At 35.7% G+C, this 23,027-nt stretch carries 18 protein-coding genes; 3 read left to right on the top strand and 15 right to left on the bottom strand.

Going from position 1 to position 23,027, the window contains the following annotated elements; all coding sequences use genetic code 11:
• Positions 1-7 precede the first annotated feature (7 nt).
• The 4 genes from QPK98_RS11230 to QPK98_RS11215 are packed head-to-tail and all read right to left on the bottom strand — an operon-like array spanning position 8 to position 4,417.
• On the bottom strand, positions 8-1,084 hold the full coding sequence (locus tag QPK98_RS11230) for a glycosyltransferase family 4 protein (protein ID WP_310993452.1): 1,077 nt from the start codon (positions 1,082-1,084) through the stop codon (positions 8-10).
• Entirely contained in the window at positions 1,074-2,315 is a 1,242-nt protein-coding gene (locus QPK98_RS11225; protein WP_310993450.1) for an O-antigen ligase family protein, read from the bottom strand. The genes QPK98_RS11230 and QPK98_RS11225 overlap by 11 nt, the downstream gene beginning before the upstream one ends.
• Complete coding sequence (locus QPK98_RS11220; protein WP_310993449.1) at positions 2,281-3,282, bottom strand: glycosyltransferase family protein; 1,002 nt, start codon at positions 3,280-3,282, stop codon at positions 2,281-2,283. Before QPK98_RS11220 ends, QPK98_RS11225 begins: the two co-directional genes overlap by 35 nt.
• Complete coding sequence (locus tag QPK98_RS11215; protein WP_310993448.1) at positions 3,272-4,417, bottom strand: hypothetical protein; 1,146 nt, start codon at positions 4,415-4,417, stop codon at positions 3,272-3,274. The genes QPK98_RS11220 and QPK98_RS11215 overlap by 11 nt, the downstream gene beginning before the upstream one ends.
• Positions 4,418-4,539: 122 nt before the next feature.
• Here QPK98_RS11215 and QPK98_RS11210 point away from each other — a divergent pair, with 122 nt between their 5' ends.
• The 3 genes from QPK98_RS11210 (at position 4,540) to QPK98_RS11200 (ending at position 8,729) form a co-directional block, all read left to right on the top strand.
• The gene (locus tag QPK98_RS11210; protein WP_310993447.1) at positions 4,540-6,366 is read left to right on the top strand and encodes a heparinase II/III domain-containing protein; all 1,827 of its coding nucleotides are present in this window, start codon (positions 4,540-4,542) and stop codon (positions 6,364-6,366) included.
• A 61-nt stretch (positions 6,367-6,427) separates the two neighbouring features.
• Entirely contained in the window at positions 6,428-7,375 is a 948-nt protein-coding gene (locus tag QPK98_RS11205; RefSeq protein ID WP_310993446.1) for a T9SS type A sorting domain-containing protein, read from the top strand.
• Positions 7,376-7,385: 10 nt separating this feature from the next.
• A complete protein-coding gene (locus tag QPK98_RS11200; RefSeq protein WP_310993445.1) occupies positions 7,386-8,729 on the top strand; it encodes a leucine-rich repeat domain-containing protein in 1,344 nt (447 codons plus the stop codon).
• A gap of 32 nt (positions 8,730-8,761) precedes the next feature.
• On the opposite strand, the gene QPK98_RS11195 is transcribed toward QPK98_RS11200, so the two are convergent.
• The 11 genes from QPK98_RS11195 to QPK98_RS11145 all read right to left on the bottom strand — a co-directional run bounded on the left by QPK98_RS11195 (position 8,762) and on the right by QPK98_RS11145 (position 22,758).
• On the bottom strand, positions 8,762-11,554 hold the full coding sequence (locus QPK98_RS11195; protein WP_310993444.1) for an MGH1-like glycoside hydrolase domain-containing protein: 2,793 nt from the start codon (positions 11,552-11,554) through the stop codon (positions 8,762-8,764).
• A 59-nt stretch (positions 11,555-11,613) separates the two neighbouring features.
• Entirely contained in the window at positions 11,614-12,918 is a 1,305-nt protein-coding gene (locus QPK98_RS11190; protein ID WP_310993443.1) for an MOP flippase family protein, read from the bottom strand.
• A 9-nt stretch (positions 12,919-12,927) separates the two neighbouring features.
• The gene (locus QPK98_RS11185) at positions 12,928-14,136 is read right to left on the bottom strand and encodes a glycosyltransferase (protein ID WP_310993441.1); all 1,209 of its coding nucleotides are present in this window, start codon (positions 14,134-14,136) and stop codon (positions 12,928-12,930) included.
• A 27-nt stretch (positions 14,137-14,163) separates the two neighbouring features.
• Positions 14,164-15,375, bottom strand: a complete 1,212-nt coding sequence (gene wecC, locus QPK98_RS11180) for a UDP-N-acetyl-D-mannosamine dehydrogenase (protein ID WP_310993440.1) — start codon at positions 15,373-15,375, stop codon at positions 14,164-14,166.
• On the bottom strand, positions 15,365-16,501 hold the full coding sequence (gene wecB / locus QPK98_RS11175) for a non-hydrolyzing UDP-N-acetylglucosamine 2-epimerase (RefSeq protein WP_310993439.1): 1,137 nt from the start codon (positions 16,499-16,501) through the stop codon (positions 15,365-15,367). Before wecB ends, wecC begins: the two co-directional genes overlap by 11 nt.
• Positions 16,502-16,547: 46 nt before the next feature.
• On the bottom strand, positions 16,548-17,510 hold the full coding sequence (locus tag QPK98_RS11170; RefSeq protein ID WP_310993437.1) for a hypothetical protein: 963 nt from the start codon (positions 17,508-17,510) through the stop codon (positions 16,548-16,550).
• A gap of 14 nt (positions 17,511-17,524) precedes the next feature.
• Entirely contained in the window at positions 17,525-18,385 is an 861-nt protein-coding gene (gene rfbD / locus QPK98_RS11165; protein ID WP_310993436.1) for a dTDP-4-dehydrorhamnose reductase, read from the bottom strand.
• Positions 18,386-18,477: 92 nt separating this feature from the next.
• Positions 18,478-19,041 carry a dTDP-4-dehydrorhamnose 3,5-epimerase gene (gene rfbC / locus QPK98_RS11160; protein WP_310993435.1) on the bottom strand — a complete coding sequence of 188 codons (564 nt, stop codon included), beginning with the start codon at positions 19,039-19,041 and terminating at the stop codon, positions 18,478-18,480.
• A gap of 3 nt (positions 19,042-19,044) precedes the next feature.
• Complete coding sequence (gene rfbA, locus QPK98_RS11155) at positions 19,045-19,902, bottom strand: glucose-1-phosphate thymidylyltransferase RfbA (protein WP_310993434.1); 858 nt, start codon at positions 19,900-19,902, stop codon at positions 19,045-19,047.
• A gap of 124 nt (positions 19,903-20,026) precedes the next feature.
• A complete protein-coding gene (rfbB, locus tag QPK98_RS11150; RefSeq protein WP_310993433.1) occupies positions 20,027-21,052 on the bottom strand; it encodes a dTDP-glucose 4,6-dehydratase in 1,026 nt (341 codons plus the stop codon).
• A gap of 5 nt (positions 21,053-21,057) precedes the next feature.
• On the bottom strand, positions 21,058-22,758 hold the full coding sequence (locus tag QPK98_RS11145) for a DUF6909 family protein (RefSeq protein ID WP_310993432.1): 1,701 nt from the start codon (positions 22,756-22,758) through the stop codon (positions 21,058-21,060).
• Positions 22,759-23,027 lie beyond the last annotated feature (269 nt).

Below are 23,027 nucleotides of genomic sequence, written 5' to 3'. Positions count from 1 at the left end.
ATAAGATTTATAAATTTTCTAAAAATTCCACAAGCTGTTTATTTACCGTAACCGAATCATAGCTTTGGGCAGTATCGATTGCATTATCTTTCATTTCATCCTTCTCACTTTGAGGCCTAGAATAAAATTCAAGAATTTTTTCCGTTAGCATTCCAACATCTTTTTTGTCGAAAAGAAACCCATTACTGTCTTCTTCCACATATCCCATTGGCCCTCCTGTTTTACTAGCTATTACTGGAATGCCACAAGCCATAGCCTCTAGACCAACAAGCCCAAGACTTTCTTCTTCGCGATAGGTAGGGAAAATAAAAACGTCCATTTGGTTATAGATAGCTGCGAGCTTCTTTTGTGAAACATTTGAAATGACTTCAAATTTAATATTTATCTCAGCAAGCAAATCTAGAATTTCTGATTTATCTGGTCCATCGCCAACCATCAGTATTTCAAAATTGGTAATACTTTTTTCTTCTTTAATCTTTTTAAGAGCATTGAGAAAAATGCGCCATCCTTTACCTTCAATAAAGTTTGATACAAAACCTATTACAAAATTAGAGCTCTCAACTTTCTCTCTTCCGCTTGGCGAAAACACTTTGTTGTTTATGCCACCAGAAGGGTAAACAAATAATTTGGAAGCAGACACATTGAATTGTGACTTTAGTTTTTCTTTGTAATAATTTGACGGCAAGACCATGAACGACTTTCTCAACCCCGGTATCAAGAAAAAAGATAAGCCTTTTTTAAAAGTAGAATTAAAGATAAGATCACTGCCGTGAAAGTTTAAAATAACCTTTCTATTTAGCCACCAAAATGGGAGTAGTGCTGGTGCTACATGCAACGGAAAATGTACATATACCAAATCATCCTTTTTACATTTAAAATAGAGCTTTGCTATTTGAAGGTATAGTTTTAAATAGCCTAAAGTTTTTGATGATAAAGAATATTTTTTGGTAAGCACTACTTTTTCAACGTAAAAAAAATCTGAAACGGCACCCTCAAAATTTTTCACAAAAATACCATACCGCACATTTTCTGCAGATGGATACATATTGGATATAAGGAATAATCGTTGTTTTTTAGTTGCCATGTACCGTTTGCTTTGAATACCAAAGAATAAAAAGGGCATAAAAGAAGGAAAATATAAACACCCCTTTGCTTATTCCAAAAATGCTTTCTGAACCCGAAAACAAAACTAGTATTATAAAAAGGCTTAATGCCTCGCCCTTCAGTTTTGTTTTTTGAAAAAATATGAGAAATACAATTAAAAAAATCAAAACTCCCAAAAGACCATTTGAAACTAAAAACTCCAAATATTGATTATGGGCATTATACTCATTTTTTAAAGCAATCATAAACCCACCTTTACTATAGGCTATATTGTACAGTGAGTGTGCATCGCCAGTACCCACACCAAAAATCCAGTTTCCTTGTTCCTTAAAATCAGAAAAAATAACACCCCATCTATCATATCTATCTAGGGTAATATTTCCGTCGGTGTCCACAATGGTTGCCATTTTAGATCCCAAAAAGTCAAATTTTATTGAAAATAGAGCGAGAATAACGAATAAACCTATCACATAAAATATTCTTTTAATTTCAATCTTTTTTAAAATTGTAATAGCAAGGATAAGAACCAGACAGATTACTCCAATTCTGCTACTGGTTTCAATCAAAAAAAGAAAAAATGGCGCCAACAAGAGCCCAAATTTTAATTTCTTTTTTCGCAAGTTACTAAACTCGGGCATCCGTACTAGTCCAACGATAAACAACACCAACATTACGGCAAAATAGCTAGGATGTCCATCTAAAGGTTTTACTGCATTCCAGCTATTATATACCCATTTAAAAAAATATCCAGCCTGTACCCAGGGCGTAGCATTTGTTAAAATGGATTCAATTATAACCACCCAGCAAATAACCATCCCGGTAAAGAGACCAATACCAAACGAAACATAAATTTTCTTCAGATTAAAATCTTCGCGTTTATGAGATAAGATAATTAACGGTATCAACACCAAGGTTAAGGTGCGCTCCATACCACGCAAGGCCACTTTTGTGTTTTCTGAAAAGAATAAGCCTATTACAAATAAAAGGTAAAGTGCAAGCAGACCAAAGAATGCTATCTTATTTTTTTTGATGTTTTCTAGACGTTCTTTAGGCTTCAACAGAAAAATGGAAGAAGCGACAAAAAACCAAAGTACTATGGTGTTTAAATTGTCCCATAGCGGCAAGGTCGCAACAAATAAATAGGTGCCGGCCTCAAAAAATATCCTCCAGGGCGATTTATTGTTCCAATAACTTTTTATACCTTTTATCATACGTGTTGTTAAGGGCTATCGCTTTAAGCAAATCCACTAATTCTTGATATTCCTGAGCCTGAATCGTTTCTATTTTACGATTGATTTCCGCTTTGTTTTCAAAAGATGCAAAAAGTGGATAATCGTTGCCTAATAGATGTTTTAAAGGAATGTGTTTTTCAGTAAAAAATGGAAGCTGAAAACTTAAAAAATCAAATACTTTAATAGGAAACGTAAGATCGTCGTACATATTTCTTGGGCGCGTATGGAAAGCGTAGGCAATATTATTTTCCGCAATAAACTGCGGAATTTCATTTCTAGGTACTTTGTTTAAGTTTATGTGCTTTGCCGTGACTTTGGTTTTTAAATCTTTATCTCCCGAAAGAATAAAGAAATTACATTCATTTTTATAGGCTTCGGCAAAGTCAAGGAAGTTTTGATACCCAGAATTTGTATAGCCCAAACTTCCCAGATAGAGAATGCCAAGTTTTTTAGAAAAATCTGGTAGAATTCGGTTTGGGGCAATATCGCGTGTTCCCGGAGGCAAATCGGTATAAGGTCGCTTCGGGAAGAACTTATTCTTTTCAAAAAAAACGGCTCCCATTTCCTTGGTGGGAAAAACCATGGAGGTAGAAATCCAGGTTAGGTAAAAATTACTCAGCTTATTGACAATATATGTAATCTTGCCTCTTAAAGTGTTGTATTCCTCTGGGAACAGTTCTATATAAATATCGCGGATAAAAACTACTGTCTTCTTTGAACGCAATTTTAGAAAAAAAAGACATGGGATATCAATAAGTGCGATGCGGTTGGTGGCAGATTCAACGTAAGCTACATCTGAACTTTTAAAAATAGTTTTAAGCTTATTGGCTTTATAAAAGACAAAATTCCCCCTCGCTTTAAATATGCTTTTGAACGAATTGATTCTAGTATTTGGTCCTCCTGAAACTTTATTGAGATTGGGCACTATATATAAACTATTCCTCATTTGGTAAATTTTTCGTAAACCTTAGTTTTGTTGAATTTGTAGATTCAAGTATCAAGAATGGAATTAGTAAATAAAAAACATTATTAAAATAATGAATAGATAAGAGGTTTGTAAATAATACTAAAAATACGAACCCAAGTTTTGCTCTCAGGGTGGGTAGTTTTAAATACAGGTATAAATGCAGGATAAAGAATATGAAAAGTAAAAGGAAACCACCCCGGTGATATATGTAATAAAATCCATTATCTATTTCCTGAAATGTGAAAAATTGACTGAAGGCCTGAACCTCTTCATTTTCGCGATAAATTGTTGTACTTGCACCAAAACCTTTTCCAAAAATCTTTTGTACCACACCAAAATCTTCCGATCGCACTGCTTTTCCAAAATCCTCTATTCTTATCCTTAAACTAGCATATTTTGTTGGTTTAAGAACGTAAGGGAGTTTTTCCTTTATCAAAGGCGGCGCAAAATCTGAATTAAAAAATGCAATACTCGATGCAATAATTAAAATACTGATTACGATATAACCAGGTTTAAAAATTTTCCTAAAATTCGCAATAATTAAGAACAGCAAAACAGCCGCAATAACCATGTTCATTAGGTTGGTGGTTAGAACAAGATAGGGCATAGCGAAAAGAAAAGACAAGCCCAATGCTAAGTCCAAGGGTTTTCTGTTTACTAAGTAATAAAAACTTATTAAAACAATTGGAATAATAGCGGGCCCATAGACTCTACCTCTGTAACCAATAACGGTGAACGACCAAAGATTGGGCAACAGCCCCAGATAAAGCAATACATAAACTGCAAAAACTGCAAAATTAAGAATGAACAGAAATCTTAAAAAATTAAAGTTCTTTACATTTAATAAAAATAAATAAAAGAGAAAGCCATAGATCTGAAACTTGATATCTATTGTTGGGTTTTTATGCGTGTAAAAAAAACCAATTATTAAAAAGAAAAAGTAGATAAAGAAGGCAAGGTATAAATATTGTGGTATCCGGAGTTTTCCCTTTTTATCAATTATCCATACGCTCCCTATTAATAATACCAGTACTATCAAGGTTAAGCTGCTGTAATCTACCGTGCTAATGAGCAAGAAGAGTAATACTAATAAAATTTGGTATATTACTTTCACAAAGGAGTAACTATATTAGACAAAAATATTATGGCAAATTTACTCTAAATTTAATATTGGCAATAGTTATCAATCTTTAACTTTAATCGTATAATTGCCTTTGAATTTGTATAACAAATATTATGAAAAAAATTTACTGCCTATTGTTAACTACAATAGTACTGCTTACTTCATGTAGTAGTAATATTTCTGATGACAGAAAGATCGAGAAATTAAAAGATACATCTATAGAAATAGAACCCGACAGCACTTCTTATTCTTTGAGCTTATATGACATTTCAAAAGATTTACATTTCGAAGATATCCCAAGAACGGTTCCTTATGATACCATAAAAAATAAAAGGTTTGCAGATTTAATAATGAAAGACTCCATTGTAGTGCTTCACTCTTTTAAACCATATTATCTTCCAATTGATAAAATAACTTGGACTGAAAACCCAGAAAAAAACAATACTTGGCAAAATTACTATGAAGCGCTCTTTTTTGTATCTATACTTAACCATGCATATCATGATTTTAGGAAAATAGAATACCATGAAAAGGCCAAAAAATACACTTTAAACTATATTGAAAAGCATCCATCATTAGATAAAAAAACCTCCGAATATACTTGGTATGACCACGCAGTTGCCTTTAGGACATTACATATACTTCAGACTATTGCCAACGAATTGGAGCAGAAGGATCCAGACACAAATTTTATCAAAAATGCTTTTGATCATATTTCCTTAAATGTAAGTTTTATGACGAAACCCGAAAATTATAGGGCACATAACCATTCTTTAATGATGGATCGAAGCTTACTCTACCTAGCAAAGATTACAAATGCAAATCCTACATTTTATGAATATATATATTATCCAACAGCAACACGAACCATAGAAAACATCGATAAGGTTATCGATCCTACGGGTCTTGCAAGAGAGCATTCCACTACTTATCATATATTTAACCACAATCTAAATAAGGGTATCCTTTCACTTATTGAGGAAGAAGATATAAATCCAGCTTTCAAGTTAAAGATACTGCGCAAGAATGACGTGCTCCTACAGTTAGTGAAACCAGACCTTACTTTTCCGTTATGGGGCGACAGCCAAACGGAAATACTAAATACAAGACAAGCAAATGATTTCGGTAATGATCAGCGTGTTTTGGATGTTTTGGGAGGAAAGAGATTACCTTCAATGGTAAATTTTGAAAACAACATTGCCACCTTAAGAACCCAACAAGACGATAGTAGCTATGTGGCTCTTTTTGCAAATTATTACTCACGTACACATAAGCATAATGACGATTTATCTTTCATTTTTCAAACCTTGGGAGTGGATATTCTAACTGATCAAGGATACTATGGATATGAAAAAGAATACAGACCATTTCTAATGTCAGTATTTGCCCATAATACTATTGCGATAAACAATAAGGATTATTGGGCAGGAAAGAAAGAGCAATATTCTAAGCTGACTGGATATTCAAAAAGCGATGACGTAGAAATTGTTTCAGGGGAGCATGGAATGTATGATTCCATAACTGTAAAACGAAAATTGTATTATATAAAACCGAACGTAATAATATTACAAGATTGGGCGGAATCAGAATATCCAAATCTGATTAAAATCATAAGTCAACAATTTAACTTTGGAGAACAAGCTACAGAGGCTCAAGTTTCAGAAAACAGTGTTATTATCACTTTTCCAAAGAATATTACCGCAACCGTAAAGTCTTTTACGGAGAATGATAAAATCACTCTAGAAGAATCCTATAGATCGAGAATCCAATATTCCAAAGTTCCAATTTATCAAGTTAAGGTTCAGAAAGCGAGCAATAAATTAATTACCGTAATAGAGGTTCAATCTCCAGCTTACAAAAGTCCAGTTTCGAATATCAGTATTCAAGAAGGGAAAATTAAGTATGAAAAAGATGGTGAAAAAAATTTTATAGGATTATAAATTTAGGTGTCTATAATAAATACTGTTAAATTATTTCGTATATTTAATAAAGTTCACTCATATGAGATATCAATTTACATTTATTTTATGCTTAATCCCTTTTTTAGTATTAAGTGCGCAGACTACTTATGTGCCAGACGATAATTTTGAACAAGCATTAATCGATTTAGGTTTAGATGATGTTTTGGACGATTATATTTTAACGAGTAATATTTCTGGAGTTACCTCGCTCGATCTTCAAAGCCAAAATATTAGTGACCTAACAGGTCTTCAAGATTTTGTAAGTTTGAGATATTTTGATGCCAGCAACAATCAATTTCCTCATATTCCATTCCATCCAAATGCTAATCTATATGCATTAACAGCCAGCAACAATCAACTAACCCAATTAGATTTAAGCCAACATACAAATTTAACCGAGCTAGCCTGTGCCAATAATCTTATTGTAAATCTAGATTTAAGTCAAAATTCAAATTTGAAGTATTTAACAGCAGGCCAAAATTCATTTCCGGAACTAGATATATCAAATCACCCAAATCTTAGGGAAGTCCGTCTTTTTGGACAAAATAACTCCCTATTAAATGTCGATATAAGAAATGGCAATAATACAATGATTCAAGAATTTGTGGTAATAAACAATCCAAACCTTCCTTATATTTATGTTGATGATTGTGATTATAGCACCATAAACTGGACAGACATTGACCCTACTACAATTTTTGTTGAAATGGAAGGTCAAACGGAATGTGAAATGATAGGTGTGGAAGATAATTTTCTAATTCAAAATATAGCCGTATATCCTAATCCCGTATGGGATTTCATAACCATAGAAACTGCAAATGGTTTAAATATTGAAGAAATAGCCATTTTCAGTATATCTGGTAAAAGAATAAGAAATTTATATAATGATTTTGAAAAAATTGATTTTAAATCATTTCCTGCAGGGGTATATTATCTTGAAATTCAATCGAACAAAGGATCAACAGTCAAAAAGGTCTTAAAAAATTAAAAGAATCACAATGAAAAATTATTACATTATTTTCCTTTTTTTCTTAAGCAGTATTGCACAAGCTCAAATTGTAAATATTCCAGATTCTAATTTTCTAGATGTCTTGGTCAACACCAATTGTGTTGATACGAACGGAGATGGGTACGGCGATTCTCCAGCAGACACAAATAATGATGGACAAATTCAAGTTATTGAAGCAGAGGCTGTTATAGGGTTAATTGTTGGTGATTACCAATTAGTAACCTCTCTCGAAGGAATCCAGAGCTTCACAAACCTTGAAAACTTAAATGTTAAGTTGAATGCTTTGACAGAATTAGAAGTATCGCAAAATACAAATCTTAAATTTTTAAATTGTGATTATAATGAGATAGCTAGTCTAGATTTGTCACAAAATTTGAGCCTAGAAAAATTATCTTGTGTTCAAAACCACTTTTTGGCAACTTTAATATTGCCACAAAATATAAATTTTAAAGAATTATCTGTCTCTGAGAATCTATTAACCAGTTTAGATATAACACAATACCCAAATTTAGAATTATTATGGTGCAATAGTAACCAATTAACCGAATTGGATGTATCACAAAATCCAAATCTAAAGATCTTAGGTTTCTCAGGGAATCAAATAACTAATATAGATGTAACCCAAAATGCAAATTTAGAATCATTAAGTTGTAGTTATAACCAGTTAAGTGAATTAGATGTTACACAAAATACAATACTTGAATCGTTATCCTGTGATGAAAACTCATTAACTAATTTAGATATATCACAAAACCCTCTACTCAAGACTCTAACATGTAGTGAAAATTTATTAACAAGTTTAGATCTATCACAAAACACAAGGTTTGAATATTTTCAGTGTAAAGGAAACTTATTAACTAGTCTAGATCTATCACAAAACACAATGCTTCAGGAGTTATTCTGTGATGAAAACAACTTAACCTATTTAAATATTAGAAACGGAAACAATCACAATATGACTAGCATGTATGCATATAATAACCCCAATCTTAATATTATTATGGTAGATTGCGACGATGATGCCAACAATAAAGATTGTTATGAAGACCGTTGGTGTAAAGATAGTACAGCAACTTACACCGGAGATTGCACATTAGGAACAGAAGATTTTCAAGATGTCCAGTTTACCTTATACCCAAACCCCACTCAAAATATTTTGTCTATTGATTCACCAGAGCCTTTCAATTCGGTTCGTATTTATTCTATAACAGGTAGCCTCATAAAAGAAACATCAAATTCTCAAGTTGATGTTTCAAGTTTAGCTTCGGGAATATATTTTGTAAAGGTTTATAAACAAGGTAGAAATAGCACAAAAAAGGTTGTGAAGATTTAAGAGCATAAAACAGGAAAAACTTCCAAATGTTATTATTCTTTAATTTTTTCAATTCTCAAATCCCCAACACTCAAATCACTCGTAATTGTAATACTCAAAGTTCCTTTATTAAACTCCTTGTGCGAGACCTTTTTATCATTCCAATAAACATCATAGGAATAGTCTGGGTTAAGGCAAGCTATTAAAGAAAAAGGCTTGTCGGCATGATCCATCACTTTCAATGAGGCTTCTAGTTTGGTGTATTCTTTATTGAATTTTTGCTTTTCAATCCAAACATCATACCCCGCAGTAAGATTTCCTATCTGGTAATAGGCATTAAACCAAGACAACACTGGTGCCGAAAGCCCACTAAACTGATACCAACCTTTGCCACCTTTTGTTTCAATGGAAAAACTTTCGTAACAATTATAGGTTTTTTCTGTTTCGCGTTTCCATACATCTAGAGCTGTTGTGGCAATTTTATGGGCAAAATCTGCTTCGCCAAGGTCTAACATTGCTTTCCAATAAAACCATTGGTGTGGCATCCATACGCGACCATTCCAATATCCTATTGGGTTAAAGTAAGGCGCAGATTGATCTACGGTTGACAAACCAACATCAGACCATAATTCTCCTTTCGTTTTAAGGTGAGATAGGGTTTTCTTTATTTGATCTTCAGTACCAATTCCCGCTATCAAAGGCGAAACACCACCCAAGCCCATATTATAATTGATGGAATCGTTATATTTTAAAATTTCTTCAGGATTTCCAGAACTCGAATGAAGTACATAGCCATAGTATCCACTCTCCTCGTCCCACGAATAGTCATTTAAAGCCGTAGAGAGACTCTCTATATCTTTAATATACCCATTTACATCGTCCGATTTATTAAGCGCCTCAGCAGCCATTTTTAAGATTTTAGCGACACGTATCATATGGGCAGAACTAACTACTGGGGCCGTAGTTTTGGTCATTTTATTTTTATGCATATATTTTTGTGGCGGATAATCGTCCCAGCCACCAGAATTATAAAAATAATCCCAAGTAGCGATAAGGCCAGAGTCTAAATTTCGAGTAGAAGAAGTGCTCGTGTTTCCTATTAAAAAGTCATAATATCGCTTTAATCTAGGGTATTCTTCCTTTAAAAAATCATCAGATTGATTTTTGTTCCACAATTCCTGAAATAAATAAATCTGCACAGGAAGTGGCGTACCGTGATGTATAAAAGCCGATTGCTCTTCAGGACCGGTTAAGTAGGCGTTGAGGTTCTCGGTGCCTCGCTGCAGGTCTAACTGCGTAAGCCCAATACCAATAAACCCAGAATCCCAGGTATATAAGCAATCCCACTTACGGCCAGGAGCGTGATGCCGAATGTATTGATGTTGCGTGTAGATAGGGTAAACTACATTTGATATGGTGGTAGCAGCCATCCTCTTTTGGCTAAACAAATATTTTTCTCCTTCCGGAACTGTATTGTATTGGTGCAAATTCTTTTTAGCTGCTGTAAAAACCTTTTGATAGTTTAGATTCGCTACATCTTTCAACTGGGCTTTTACTTCTTCTAGATTTCCTGAACAAACCATTGCGTTAACCGTTTTGGATGCATTGGGATCTATTTTTATCTGTTGAATTGCTGCATCCGTAAAATGCCCTCCTTTATCGCCATAAAATTTATTTTTTTCGGACGCGTTTAGCTGTTCGTTAAAGTTATTTGGCAAATCTTTTGCGAACCATTCAGCCATTTTATAGTCGGGATAATCCCAAGAAACACCGTAATAGGTATCTGTGTTTTCGTACTTTAGAATCATTGAGTTTGGACTAGGCCCCTTAACTATTTTAGGAACACTATTCCATTTAACGGGTTCAATTTTAATAGCATCAAAGTCACTTTGTGAAACAATAGCATAGCCATCAATAACTAGTGGCGATTTTGATTTGGTTTCCACGTTCAATTGAAACTTACCTTTTTTTACTTCCCCAAGAGGGACTTTAATCATATTGAGAGCTGCTGATGCAGGGAGAGTTATATTAGTATTTACAATTCCGTTTAATTGCAATTTTGCATCATCGTCTTTTTCAGTTTTATAACGAATGGCAATTACCGCATCTTTAATATTTTCTTGGATTGAAAATTGATACGTCACCAAATCGCCTGTTCTCTTTCCAAATCCCTTACCAATACCACTTCCATTTACAAGTCCGTTTTCGCGAACTTCCCCCCGAAGCATACCGTCTGGAACCAACTGGTCTTTAACCCAAGGGTGTTTAAAAGTAAAGGTTTCATAATCTAATGCATCAACCCAGATTCCATTTTCAGGCAGGTTAACTTTAGCGTAATTTAACGGTACTTCAGGTTTATGCGGTGCTAATGGAGGAAAATGCATGGAAGCTAGCATGTGCAATGCCAAATCCTGTATGGTGTCGGTATTATTTACGCAGGTCATTTTAATTGCTCTGGCGTCATCATCTATTTTTGCATAAGCTATATCTGCATATACCTTGTCTTTCCATTCTAAATCATGGCGATATGAAAAATATTCAAGATTGGGAGAAGCTTCCCACGGATGAAAATTGGAGGTTTTTAAAACATCTGGCGGGGTGATAGCTTTGTTGTAAAATGAAGGAAAGACAGCCAGGTCAAAACGAAGTCCTTCTTCAACATTTGGAATGTGGGAAATTCCAACGTATTTTTTGGTATAAGGTCCCCACTGCGGAAGACTTAGGTCATGTGAACCATCACTAACAAGGTTTGCATGATCGCTATTGTTATTGCTACAGGAACCAATAAAGAGCAGGAGTCCAATAATTGAAATACATAATCCAGATGTTCGCAATATACTTTTCATTTCTTTTTAAATTCGATCGTTCACAGTTTAAAATAATATTGAAACCAAGTTAATTAAATTCACTTTTTAAAAATTAATTGCTTGATTTCCTTTAAATTCAGCTTGGGTACTATGGCAAACATAAATTCACTTAAGCTGGCACCGGTCATTCGTTTTACCAGAAACCACCAATTGGGAACAAATAAAAACATAAACCCTATGGTAACCGCCCAAGCAACGGCCTGTATAGAAATCATGCTTCCCAAGAAAACAAATATGGCCATTATTGCAATGGAGAACAAATTCCAATAAAATGAAAGGTTGGTTTTACCGGTTGCAATTACCAAGCTTCCAATTGGGTTGCCTAAGCTTCTAAGGTACATATATAAAGAAAGGATACGAACCAAGACCACAATACTTTCATATTTTGGCCCGTACAATATATTGACAATTAGAGGAGCGAAAATTATAATTCCCAAATAAACAAAAAAGTTTAGCGATGAGATTATGTTTATGAGTTTTAGGTAGTTTTCCTTTAGCACATAAATATCTGCTTGGAATTTCGCCAACAACGGATTTGCAATTTTTGTAATTATCGGGTTTATAATCTGTGCAGGTTTATAAACCAATTGTTTTGCCAAACTATAACCACCTAATAGCTCTGTACTAAAGAGCTTTCCGATAATAAGTATATCCAGATCGCGATTAAAGAAGTTAACAAACTGGCTTCCCACTTCATAAATACCAATCTTTAAAAATGGTAGAGCTTCACTGTATTTAAAATGGAAACGCACTGGGTTTAATGACACGCCTCGAATCCAAAAGAATAAATTGGGAACTGCATATTGAAACAAAGCAGAAAAGATTAAAGCATATATTCCAAATCCATAATATGCAAGAAAAATAGCTAAAGCCAAGGAAATAATTGAGCTGGTCAACTCTACAAGGGCAATGATACGAAAGTTGAGGTTTTTATGTTCAATGGTCTTAAATTGGCCGCCAAGTGCTGCTGCTAAAACCGCCAAAGCCATAATTACAATAAGTTGTGCTAACAGGGGTTCGTTATAAAAAGATGCGATATAAGGCGATACAAAAAAGATAATACCGAAAACCAAAACTCCAAATGTCAAGTTTATCCAGTAAAGGCTTGAGTATTCATTTTTGGAAATTTTCTGTTTATGAAATATTGCTGAGGTTAAGCCCATATCCATAAAAAGGTTGATAATGCCCAAAATAAAGAGCGTTAGGGCCATGAGCCCAAAATCTGCTTTATCTAGAAAACGCGCTAAAATAGACAATCTTAAAAGCGAGCATATCGCGACACCCATGGTGCCCAAGGTGGTCCATTTTACCCCTTTTATTACGCTGCCTTTTATTGGGTCCATCTATTTGTATTACGTAGTTAGTATCAACTTGAATTCTTCAATACTATCATTTGTTGCAATGGCATTTGTAGCATTTTCAATTTCCACTTGTTTCCTCAATTTTACAAGAGTATCAGGGTTTTGTATAAAAGCTTCAACGCCACGTAACAATGCATCTGTGTTATTGCCAACAATTTCTCCGTTTACGTTTGCTATAACAAACTCCTTAGCTGCAGGAAAATCTGTGGTGATAACTGGCGTGCTTAGCATAATAGCCTCACTTAAAACCATGCCCTGGGCCTCATACGCGGAAGATAAGACAAAACAATCGGCATTTTTTATATAAGGATATGGGTTTTGTTGAAACCCTTTAAAAACCATATTGTTCTTTAAGCCATAGGACGTTGCTTGGGTTTTTAATGCTTCCAGATCGGGGCCATCCCCAATAATGTACCATTTAAAAGCGTATTGCTTTTCCTTGAGCTCCTTAGCTATTTTTATAATTCTATCAATCCGTTTTTGTGTGTTCTCAATTCGTGCAACAGTAACAAAGATAACGTGATCCTCCTTGTCTAAATAGGGATTGAAGGCTTTTGCTTTTTCAATAATTACATTTGGATCGATATAATTATGAACTAAATATGATTTCGCAGCAAACTCAGGGGCTAAACCATCAAAATCTTCCTTACAGCTTTTTGAAACAGAAACCACCTTATCAAAATTGCGGTAGCGTTCTAATATATATTCTCTGGTGAATCCCAGTTTATCAAGATCATTATGTATCCAAGCTATTTTTTGCTTAGCTTTTACAGAAGTCAATACAAAATCATTCGCTCCAAGTACTGCATCGGTTCTGGGAATATCATTGGAAAACGAAATAGCGGCGTCATACTCCGTTTTTTTATTCCAATTGCCATAAAAGTATCGCATTGCTATTTTTCTAGAACCTTTATCTCCTATAACTTTCGAAATGGGCTTAACAAGTAAATAAACAGCCAAAAGATACCAAGGCAAATGCTTTTTTGCTTCTTTAAAGCTGATATACAAGCATTTCAGAAAAAATGGTGCGTGGACTTTAACAGTATGGTTTAAAGAATCAAATTTCTCACCGAAATAAGGGTTAAAACACACCAGCTCCAAAGTATATTGATTGTTTTTTTGAAGCTCACTAAGTAAGTTATACAACGAATTTGCTATTCCTCCCATCTTTAAGTGTGGGTTTACAAATAGTATTTTCATTGTATTATTCTTTTAAAAATTGGCCTGCTAGTTGTTTAAAATTCCACAAAAATCCAAAACTTGAATCTCGGAATCAATCTCCAGGTTTTTAAATTCATTATGCGCCACTAAAAACACTATAATATCACATTCTGAAACGGCTTCCGATATAGTAGATAAATTGAGTTCATCATGTGCTTTTAAGTTTGGTTCAACAAATTGGGTTTTAAAACCATCGGTTTTTAATTGTTGTGCAACATGTAGCGCAGGAGACTCTCTTAAATCATCAATGTTAGGTTTAAAAGCAAGCCCCATACAAGCTACCACGGCATCTCTTCCGTGCTCTATCTTAAACTGAAGGGCGGTATTTTTTACTTTTTCAATAGCCCAATCTGTTTTATAATTGTTTATTTCTCGGGCAGAACGAATCATTTTTGCTTCCTCTGGAAATTCAGAAACAATAAACCACGGATCTACGGCAATACAATGACCGCCAACGCCCGTTCCGGGTTGTAAAATGTTTACACGTGGGTGTTTGTTTGCTAAGTGGATCAGCTCCCATACATTAATATTTGCCTTATCGCAGATCATTGAAAGTTCGTTGGCAAAAGCAATCTGAACATCGCGTGATGCATTTTCAACCAGTTTACACATTTCAGCTGTTTGGGCATTGGTTTTATGCAGTTCGCCTTTTACGAAATTTTGATAGAAGTTTACTGCCTTTTCTGTTGAGGCTTCGTCAATACCGCCTATAGCACGATCATTTTGCTCTAGTTCATAGATTACGTTTCCAGGCAATACGCGTTCTGGACAGTAAGCAATATAGATTTCACCTTTTAAATCAGGACGTTCCTCAAAAATAATCTCTTGTATTTTACGAGTGGTTCCAACAGGGCTTGTAGATTCTAAAATAACTAAGGCGCCTTTTTGCAACGTAGGAATTATATTTCTAACCGCACTTTCAACATAAGAAAGATCAGGTATATTGTTTTCTCTAAAAGGAGTGGGTACCGCAATTAAATAAACATCGGCCGTTATAGCTTGGGTTGAAGCTGTTAAATACCCCTCCATTACCACGTAGTGAACAAGACCACCAAGTTCTGGCTCTACAATATGAATTTTTCCTTCATTGATGGTATCAACCACCTGTTTACGGATATCGACACCAGTAACATTTAATTTTTTACTTGCAATTAGTGCAGCTGTTGGCAAACCAATATAGCCAAGCCCCATCATCACTACCGAGGGTTTACTTTCCATCTTGTATTTGTTCAATATAATTTACAATTCGTTCTGAAGTCTTTCCATCGCCATAGGGATTGTGTAGCATACTCATGGCGTTATAATATTCGGTATTGTTCAACAGTTTATCTGATTCCTTAACAATTCTTTCTTGATCTGTTCCTACCAAAAGCACCGTTCCTTCATCTACGGCTTCAGGACGCTCTGTAGTTGTTCTTGTTACTAATACCGGTTTTCCTAAGCTAGGTGCTTCCTCTTGGATGCCACCGCTATCCGTAATGATTAAATATGACTTTTCCATTAACCAAATAAAAGCCGGATATGCCAATGGTGATACCAAATGAATATTTTCAACACCACTTAGCAATTCGTTTACAGGGCCAACAACATTTGGATTTAAATGAACCGGGTAAATAATTTGGACATTTGGATTATTTTGGGCTATTGTTTTAAGAGCCGCACAAATGTTTATAAGTCCGTCGCCATGGTTTTCCCTTCTATGCCCAGTTACCAAAATTATTCTATTCTGAAGATCCAAGATTGTTTTTAGATTCTCAATTTCTTCGTCTTTGAAGTTTTCAGCGTTTACTTTTTCAATTCCATATAGAAGTGCATCAATAACCGTGTTTCCAGTTACCAATATGTTTTCGTCTTTGGTATTTTCAGCCAATAGATTACTTTTAGAAAGCTCGGTTGGAGAAAAATGATAGTCCGCAATTTTTCCGGTTAGTTGCCGGTTAAATTCCTCCGGAAACGGATACTGCCTGTCAAAAGTTCGTAAGCCAGCCTCCACATGGCAGATTTTGGCCCCGCTATAAAAAGCTGCAATCCCCACGGCCATAGACGTTGTAGTATCACCATGAACATATACATAATCCGGCTGAACCTCATCAAGAACGGGTTTCATGTTTTCAATTATAGCTGCCGTTAAAGTGTATAGGTTTTGGTTGGGACGCATTAAGTCCAAATCAAAATCTGGAGTTATTTCGAAGAAATCCAATACCTGATCTAGCATTTCACGATGTTGGGCGGTAACGCAAACAGTAGTTTCGAAGGCCTCGTTTTTTAAAAATTCCTTTACTAAAGGTGCCATTTTTATAGCCTCTGGTCGAGTACCAAATACTATTAAGTTCTTTTTAGACATTTAATTTTATTTAAAGGATCACAACAGTTTTTAATGGTCCAAGTACTTAATCTAATCTAGAAAATCTTCTCAAACTTCTAAAAACATATAGGACGAAAAATATAAAAGAGAATAGAAAAACTAAAACCAAAGGATATTTTATCTTATTCGGTATATTTAAGAGTTTTTCAGGCTCCATATTATAATTGGCACTAATGCTTTTAATAGGAACACTATAATCACTTTGCTCTATTTTAAGACGCTGTAGATTATCTACTATTTGTCTTTTCTTTTCTACCAAATTATATTGATCTGAAATATTGTTTACTGAAACAGAAGCACCCGCTCTCAAGCCGCCATAATTCGCTTTTATAAGTGAATCTAGTTGAGCTATCATAATATAATGTTCACCTACTTCAAGATCTTTTGTTTCCTTATATATTTTTTGATATTCTTGAAAGTGCTTGTTCTCATTAAAATACCCCAATAAATCACTAATTATTTCTTCTGAAGATGCCTTTCCCTTCGTAAATATTTTTATCCTGTGGTGCTTATAATACTTACTAGTCGTCATGTTTTCTACATATTCTGAAAAATCTTGATTTTGAGAAATGATTTTAAGAATATCAATATTTTGACGTGATTCAGATATGAAGTTGTATAAATCGACGATGGGTTCAATCTCTATTAGTTTAAGCTTTGTGTAGTTGGTATCCAGTACTTTTTTAAGATATACAGAGTCTTTAGAAGAAACTTTTGAATTAACCTCTTCTACCTTGTTATATAGATAATCTACACTTCCGAAGTTTGGAATTACTATCAGTTCATTGCTATACGTTTTAACCTCTGTATAGTCTTTATAATAGCCATAAGCAAAGCCGATAAGTATAAGGACAATGACTACTATTATGTATTTTTTAAAGAAGTCTAGAACCAAGAAAAAGCTTCTTACTAAACTTTTTAAGAAGTCGTTAAATTTCCCTAACATATATCCCAAATCAACCTCTTCCGATGCGTTTTGCTCTGCCATAAACAACAATTTTATTAATTAATGACTATCTTTTTTAGTACAGACTTTAGGCTTTCACGCCAGTCTTTATGGTTTAATTTTAATTTATTACACGCCTTTGTATTGTCTAAAACGCTGTACACCGGCCGTGCGGCAAAAGTACGGTATTGGTTGGTCTTTGCAAGATTTGCATCTTTTAATTTTTTGGTCTGCTTTAGTATCTCTTCGGCAAAGCCAAACCAGGTTGTTTCGCCGCTATTACTAAAGTTATAAACGCCATAAGCTGTAGAATCTTGTGCAATTATTTGCAATACGGCCTCCGCCAGATCATTTGCATTGGTAGGCGTTCCCGTTTGCTCTGTGGTTATGGTAAGCGGCTTCCCCTCGCCAGCATATTTTACAATAGTTTTTAGAAAGTTATGCCCGTATTGCGAATACAACCACGAGGTGCGTAGTATATAAAACGTATCGTAAATTTCCTGAATGTACTGCTCTCCTTTTAGCTTAGAAGCGCCGTAAACATTGATGGGGTTGGGTGAGTCGGTTTCTAGATACGGCACGCCTTTCTCACCATCAAAAACGTAATCTGTAGAAATATGGAACAAAATCACGTTGTTCGCCTCACAGGCCAAGGCGAGGTTTTTTACGGCTTCGGCGTTTATTGCAAAGGCTTTTTCTTTTTCACTTTCTGCTTTTTCAACATTGGTATAAGCCGCCGTGTTTATGCAATGGGAAAAGTTGTTCTTTCTGAAGAAATCTGTTAGTGATTCTTCTTTTTGAATATCCAGTTCTTGTTTTGAAACAAAGACAAATTCAAGGTCGGGATAATTGGCTGCCGCGTCTTTTATGCAGCTTCCCAATTGCCCGTTTGCACCTGTAACTAGTATTTTTTTCATCCCATAAATCCCCAAAAAGGACTTTTACTTATTCTTAATTCCTATATCTCAATTTTTTCAATAATATGAAGCAATTTCCGATCCCTTCTCTTTTAAAAAAAACTTGGGATGGAAGATACCACTTCCTTAAAAGTGGATAGTTCCAAATCTTTTTCCGAGATAATAAATTCTTCTTTTGGTAGATGCCAATCTAAGGCTAAGGTTGCGTCATTATAGATTATTCCGCCCTCTGAAGCCTTGTGATAATAATTATCGCACTTGTAGGAGAAAACAGATTCTTCCGACAGTGTAATAAACCCATGGGCAAAACCTCTTGGTACAAAAAGTTGTAGGTGTTCCTCATCATCTAGGATCAATGAAAATGATTTTCCAAAGGTTTTGGAGTTCTTCCTAAGGTCAACCACAATATCTAAAACCTTGCCCTTAACCGCCCGAACTAATTTTGCTTGCGCCATTTTCCCTTTTTGAAAATGCAGGCCACGTAACACCCCCTTGGACGAAACCGATTGGTTATCCTGAACAAATTCGGTCTTTAGTCCGGTAGTTTTTTCGAAATCCCTTTGGTTATAGGTTTCGTAAAAAAGACCACGCTCGTCTCTAAACACCCGTGGTTTTAGTATAAAGCAATCTTCTAGCGGTGATTTTTGTAGTTCCAAAATTTAGTCGAGTTGAATTAAGTGTTTTCCGTAACCACTTTTTAATAAGGGTTGGGCCAAAGTTACTAATTGTTCTTTTGAAATATAGCCCATTTCGTAGGCAGATTCTTCAATTGCACCAATTTTTAGACCCTGACGCTCTTCAATAACCTCCACAAATTGTGCGGCTTGCATTAAAGAAGTAAAAGTACCGGTATCTAACCAAGCTGTTCCTTTGTCAAGAATACCTACATTTAGCTTGCCTTGGTTTAAATACACGTTGTTTACGTCGGTTATTTCCAGTTCGCCGCGGGCGCTGGGTTTTATGTTTTCGGCTATTTCTACCACACTATTGTCGTAAAAATAAATACCTGGCACTGCGTAATTAGATTTAGGATTTTTCGGCTTTTCTTCAATGGAAAGGGCTTTTCCGTTCTTGTCAAATTCCACAACTCCGTAACGTTCAGGATCCAAAACGTGATAGGCGTAGATAATGCCACCATCGGGGTTATTATTGGCTTGTAACAGCTCCTTTAAGCCAGAACCATAAAAAATATTGTCGCCAAGTATCAAGGCTACTTTATCGTTACCAATAAACTTCTTTCCAATAATAAAAGCTTCGGCAAGACCATTTGGGTTTTGCTGTTCGGCATACTCAAAGTTGCATCCTAGCTTATTTCCGTTGCCCAAAAGCTGTTTAAACAACGGGAGGTCCTGCGGTGTAGAAATAATCAATATATCCCTAATACCAGCAAGCATAAGTGTTGATAGCGGATAATAAATCATGGGTTTGTCATAAACTGGCATTAATTGCTTACTTACCGCCAATGTTAACGGATGCAAACGCGTACCTGAACCTCCTGCTAAAATTATTCCTTTCATTTAATCGATATTTTATGTTTCTGGTTTTTACCTACAAGGTTCCCTCCTTCGTCGGGGAAACCTTGCAAGATGGTTACATATTCATATAACTACCCGGCATGTTAGGCAGGTTCGTGACCGATTTTTATAATCGATCTCTATTCTCCAAATACCAAGCAATTGTTTTCTCAATACCCGTTTCAAAATTTTCCTTGGCCTTCCATCCCAGCTCTTCCTCAATTCTTGAAGCATCAATGGCATATCTAAAATCGTGGCCTGGACGGTCATTTACAAAACTTATCTGTTCTTTATACGAAGTTTTCTTCGCTCCGCTTGATGTCTTGGGAAGCATTTCGTCCAATAATTCACAAATAACACCAGCTATATAAAGATTTTCACGTTCGTTTCGGCCGCCAATATTATAGGTTTCGCCGAGTTTCCCGTTTTCCAATGCTAAATAAATTCCGTGGCAATGATCGGTTACATAAAGCCAATCTCGGACGTTTTTTCCATCGCCATAAATTGGGATAGGCTCTCCAGAAATAGCTTTCCGGATTATAGTAGGAATCAGTTTTTCCTTATGCTGATTGGGCCCGTAATTATTAGAGCAGTTGGTAGTAACAACGGGTAAGCCATACGTGTGGAAATAACTGCGCACAATAAAATCTGACGATGCTTTTGAAGCACTGTACGGGCTGTTGGGCGCATAAGCGGTTTTTTCGGTAAAAAGTCCCGATTCTCCTAAGGTGCCGTAAACCTCATCAGTAGATATGTGCAGAAAACGCGCATTACTGAACTCATCTTTTAAATCATTGGGTGCATTCATCCATGTTTTGTACGCACTTTGAACCAAATTGAACGTACCGACAATATTGGTTTGAATAAATTCCGAAGGCCCCGAAATGGAATTGTCAACATGACTCTCTGCAGCAAAGTGAACGACCTTTTTAAATTGATGTTCAGCAAAGAGTTTATCGATTAATTTGGCATCGCAAATATCTCCTTCTATAAACGTAATTTTATCTAAAACACCTTCCAAATTCTTTAAACTTCCGGCATAAGTAAGCTTGTCCAGTACAAAAATCTCGTCTTCTGAATGGGTAAGGGCATAGTCCACATAATTAGACCCTATAAACCCTGCTCCTCCGGTAACCAGTACTTTATCGTTCATAAAAATTAATCTTTAGACGTGTCTAATATTTGATTTAGCATCTTTTCGGTAATTAAATAGGTAGGTTTAACCCCTGTTGTTCCTAATCCGCCAGAGGCTAAAGTGCTTCCCGTTTCAAGCGGGTTATCAGAAGCGTAATACGCATAGCGAACCTTTACATTTGAGCTAATACTTCTACGGATTTTTGAAGCTGCCTGAATTGCTTTTTGGTAATGTGCTCCTTCCATTTCCAGACCAATTACATTCCAAGTAGAATCGTGGAAAAACTTAAGGACATCCCTATTTTGAAGTGATGTTCCCAAGACCGAAATCATGGTTCCAGTGCATACTTTAACCCCATCATCCTTAAAGTCTTCATTCTCCAGTTCGTTTACAAAGGGATAGTTATCTGCCGTACCCTCAAAAACATGGGCGGATGGAATCATAATATCTCCTTTCCCGCCTTCTAGAATACCTGCCTTCCCCATAATTGAAACCGAGGCAACGTTGAGAAAATAAGGATCCTTATTTTTAGTTATAAATGGTTTTAACAGCTCATCCATGGTTTCATAAGCTTGCTCGCCAAAGGCATAGTCCATTACAATTATAACCGGCTTCTGGGCGTCATCCAGATCTTTTAAGCCTTCAGTATAAGCGTTTGTCTTTATTTTGGCCGTATCAATTATCTGAATATCGATATTGGTGCCGCTTTCGTCCTCAAGAAAGACCATACCTTCTGAATGCGCTACCTTTGCAACCTTTTCGCGCAATTTTAAACTGGTGGGGCTACTCAAAGCCTCAAACACTTGCATGGGTTTTTTCTTGCCGAACTCGGTAGGCAAAGCTTTTGGGGCATACAAACTGTTCATTACACTATGCATATTGGCACTGATAATATGGATGGGTCTATCTAACAATCCATCTTTCTGTAAGCTCTGTTTTATGCGGTACGCCCATAATTCGCCATGAATATGATGGCCTAAGCGCTCACGAAGTACGGGACTAAACGTAATAATACGTTGCTTATCTTCTAAAACCTCATCTATGGCAAGCTTCCCAAGGAAGTAAATAATATTGAAAAACCGGTTTTCATTCTGCTCCGTAGCAAAGTACGGATATACGTTTTTTACCTCTTCAAAGGTTCTTCCCAAGAAATTGGCAGTATGGGTTAGGGTTACCTCTTTTTCCTTCTGGGTAAGTTTGCCCTTTTTCATTACCGTTTCCTCCAGCTTTTTCCAATCGCGTATTACCGCGCCTTTCTCGTTAATGAGCACCTGCTTCATAATCTTGTGCGACTCGATAAAAAGGAAGGTAAGATGGGTAAGAATATCATAAATCTCCGAACGCCCACGTGTAACCTCAATGTTCATCTGTTCGGGGTCAATTCGGTAACAGTTTCTACGGCGTTTCATTGGGATAATAGGCTCAAAATGTGAGTCTTTATACCCTTCATCGCTGGTAAGATTTATAAACCTACACTCTTCAATGCCCGCAGGTAAACGGTCCATTACGTAGAGCAAGCCCTGAAGTTCAATTTTCTCATCTTTTATAGAGCCATAAATCTCGGGCTGAAGGATGAGCAACGATTCCCGAAGCGATTCCCCCGAAACGCCCATAGGCTTATAAAACCCACGGTTAAAGAGGTGGCGCATTGTTATGTACAATCTTTCTATAGCGCCTGTACTTTCTTGAGCGCGTGTTCTGGTGTGTGATTTCATTTTATTCATTACAGACAAAGATACTACTTAAACCAACTCATTGAGCATTTTGGCTAAAATTGGAATAAAATAACCAAAATCTTCTTTTTATACCAATCCTGTCCTAAATATTTAACCTGTTCATTTTTTCCATTGATGATTCCGATAGCTATCGGAACGAACCAAACCCCGATAGCCATCGGGGCTAGGCTTACGAAATTTTCTCTAAATTTTTTGTTCGTCCCCTAAATTTTAGGAACTCGCCTTTAAATCCAGTGCTTTGATGACTATCTTTGCTG

The organism is Aequorivita marina (genome assembly GCF_031631895.2).
Classification (GTDB): domain Bacteria; phylum Bacteroidota; class Bacteroidia; order Flavobacteriales; family Flavobacteriaceae; genus Aequorivita; species Aequorivita marina.
Note: the sequence above shows the minus strand (reverse complement) of the source record. Positions and strands in the feature narration are given on the sequence as shown.

Excerpts from the sequence above, each read along its gene's own strand:
- QPK98_RS11190 (WP_310993443.1), bottom strand. The coding sequence starts at position 12,918 with ATGGACCCAATAAAAGGCAGCGTAATAAAAGGGGTAAAATGGACCACC.
- QPK98_RS11210 (WP_310993447.1), top strand. The coding sequence starts at position 4,540 with ATGAAAAAAATTTACTGCCTATTGTTAACTACAATAGTACTGCTTACT.
- QPK98_RS11230 (WP_310993452.1), bottom strand. The coding sequence starts at position 1,084 with ATGGCAACTAAAAAACAACGATTATTCCTTATATCCAATATGTATCCA.
- wecB (WP_310993439.1), bottom strand. The coding sequence starts at position 16,501 with ATGTCTAAAAAGAACTTAATAGTATTTGGTACTCGACCAGAGGCTATA.
- rfbA (WP_310993434.1), bottom strand. The coding sequence starts at position 19,902 with ATGAAAGGAATAATTTTAGCAGGAGGTTCAGGTACGCGTTTGCATCCG.
- QPK98_RS11145 (WP_310993432.1), bottom strand. The coding sequence starts at position 22,758 with ATGAATAAAATGAAATCACACACCAGAACACGCGCTCAAGAAAGTACA.
- QPK98_RS11185 (WP_310993441.1), bottom strand. The coding sequence starts at position 14,136 with ATGAAAATACTATTTGTAAACCCACACTTAAAGATGGGAGGAATAGCA.
- QPK98_RS11200 (WP_310993445.1), top strand. The coding sequence starts at position 7,386 with ATGAAAAATTATTACATTATTTTCCTTTTTTTCTTAAGCAGTATTGCA.
- rfbB (WP_310993433.1), bottom strand. The coding sequence starts at position 21,052 with ATGAACGATAAAGTACTGGTTACCGGAGGAGCAGGGTTTATAGGGTCT.
- wecC (WP_310993440.1), bottom strand. The coding sequence starts at position 15,375 with ATGGAAAGTAAACCCTCGGTAGTGATGATGGGGCTTGGCTATATTGGT.
- rfbD (WP_310993436.1), bottom strand. The coding sequence starts at position 18,385 with ATGAAAAAAATACTAGTTACAGGTGCAAACGGGCAATTGGGAAGCTGC.
- QPK98_RS11170 (WP_310993437.1), bottom strand. The coding sequence starts at position 17,510 with ATGGCAGAGCAAAACGCATCGGAAGAGGTTGATTTGGGATATATGTTA.
- QPK98_RS11220 (WP_310993449.1), bottom strand. The coding sequence starts at position 3,282 with ATGAGGAATAGTTTATATATAGTGCCCAATCTCAATAAAGTTTCAGGA.
- QPK98_RS11195 (WP_310993444.1), bottom strand. The coding sequence starts at position 11,554 with ATGAAAAGTATATTGCGAACATCTGGATTATGTATTTCAATTATTGGA.
- QPK98_RS11205 (WP_310993446.1), top strand. The coding sequence starts at position 6,428 with ATGAGATATCAATTTACATTTATTTTATGCTTAATCCCTTTTTTAGTA.
- QPK98_RS11225 (WP_310993450.1), bottom strand. The coding sequence starts at position 2,315 with ATGATAAAAGGTATAAAAAGTTATTGGAACAATAAATCGCCCTGGAGG.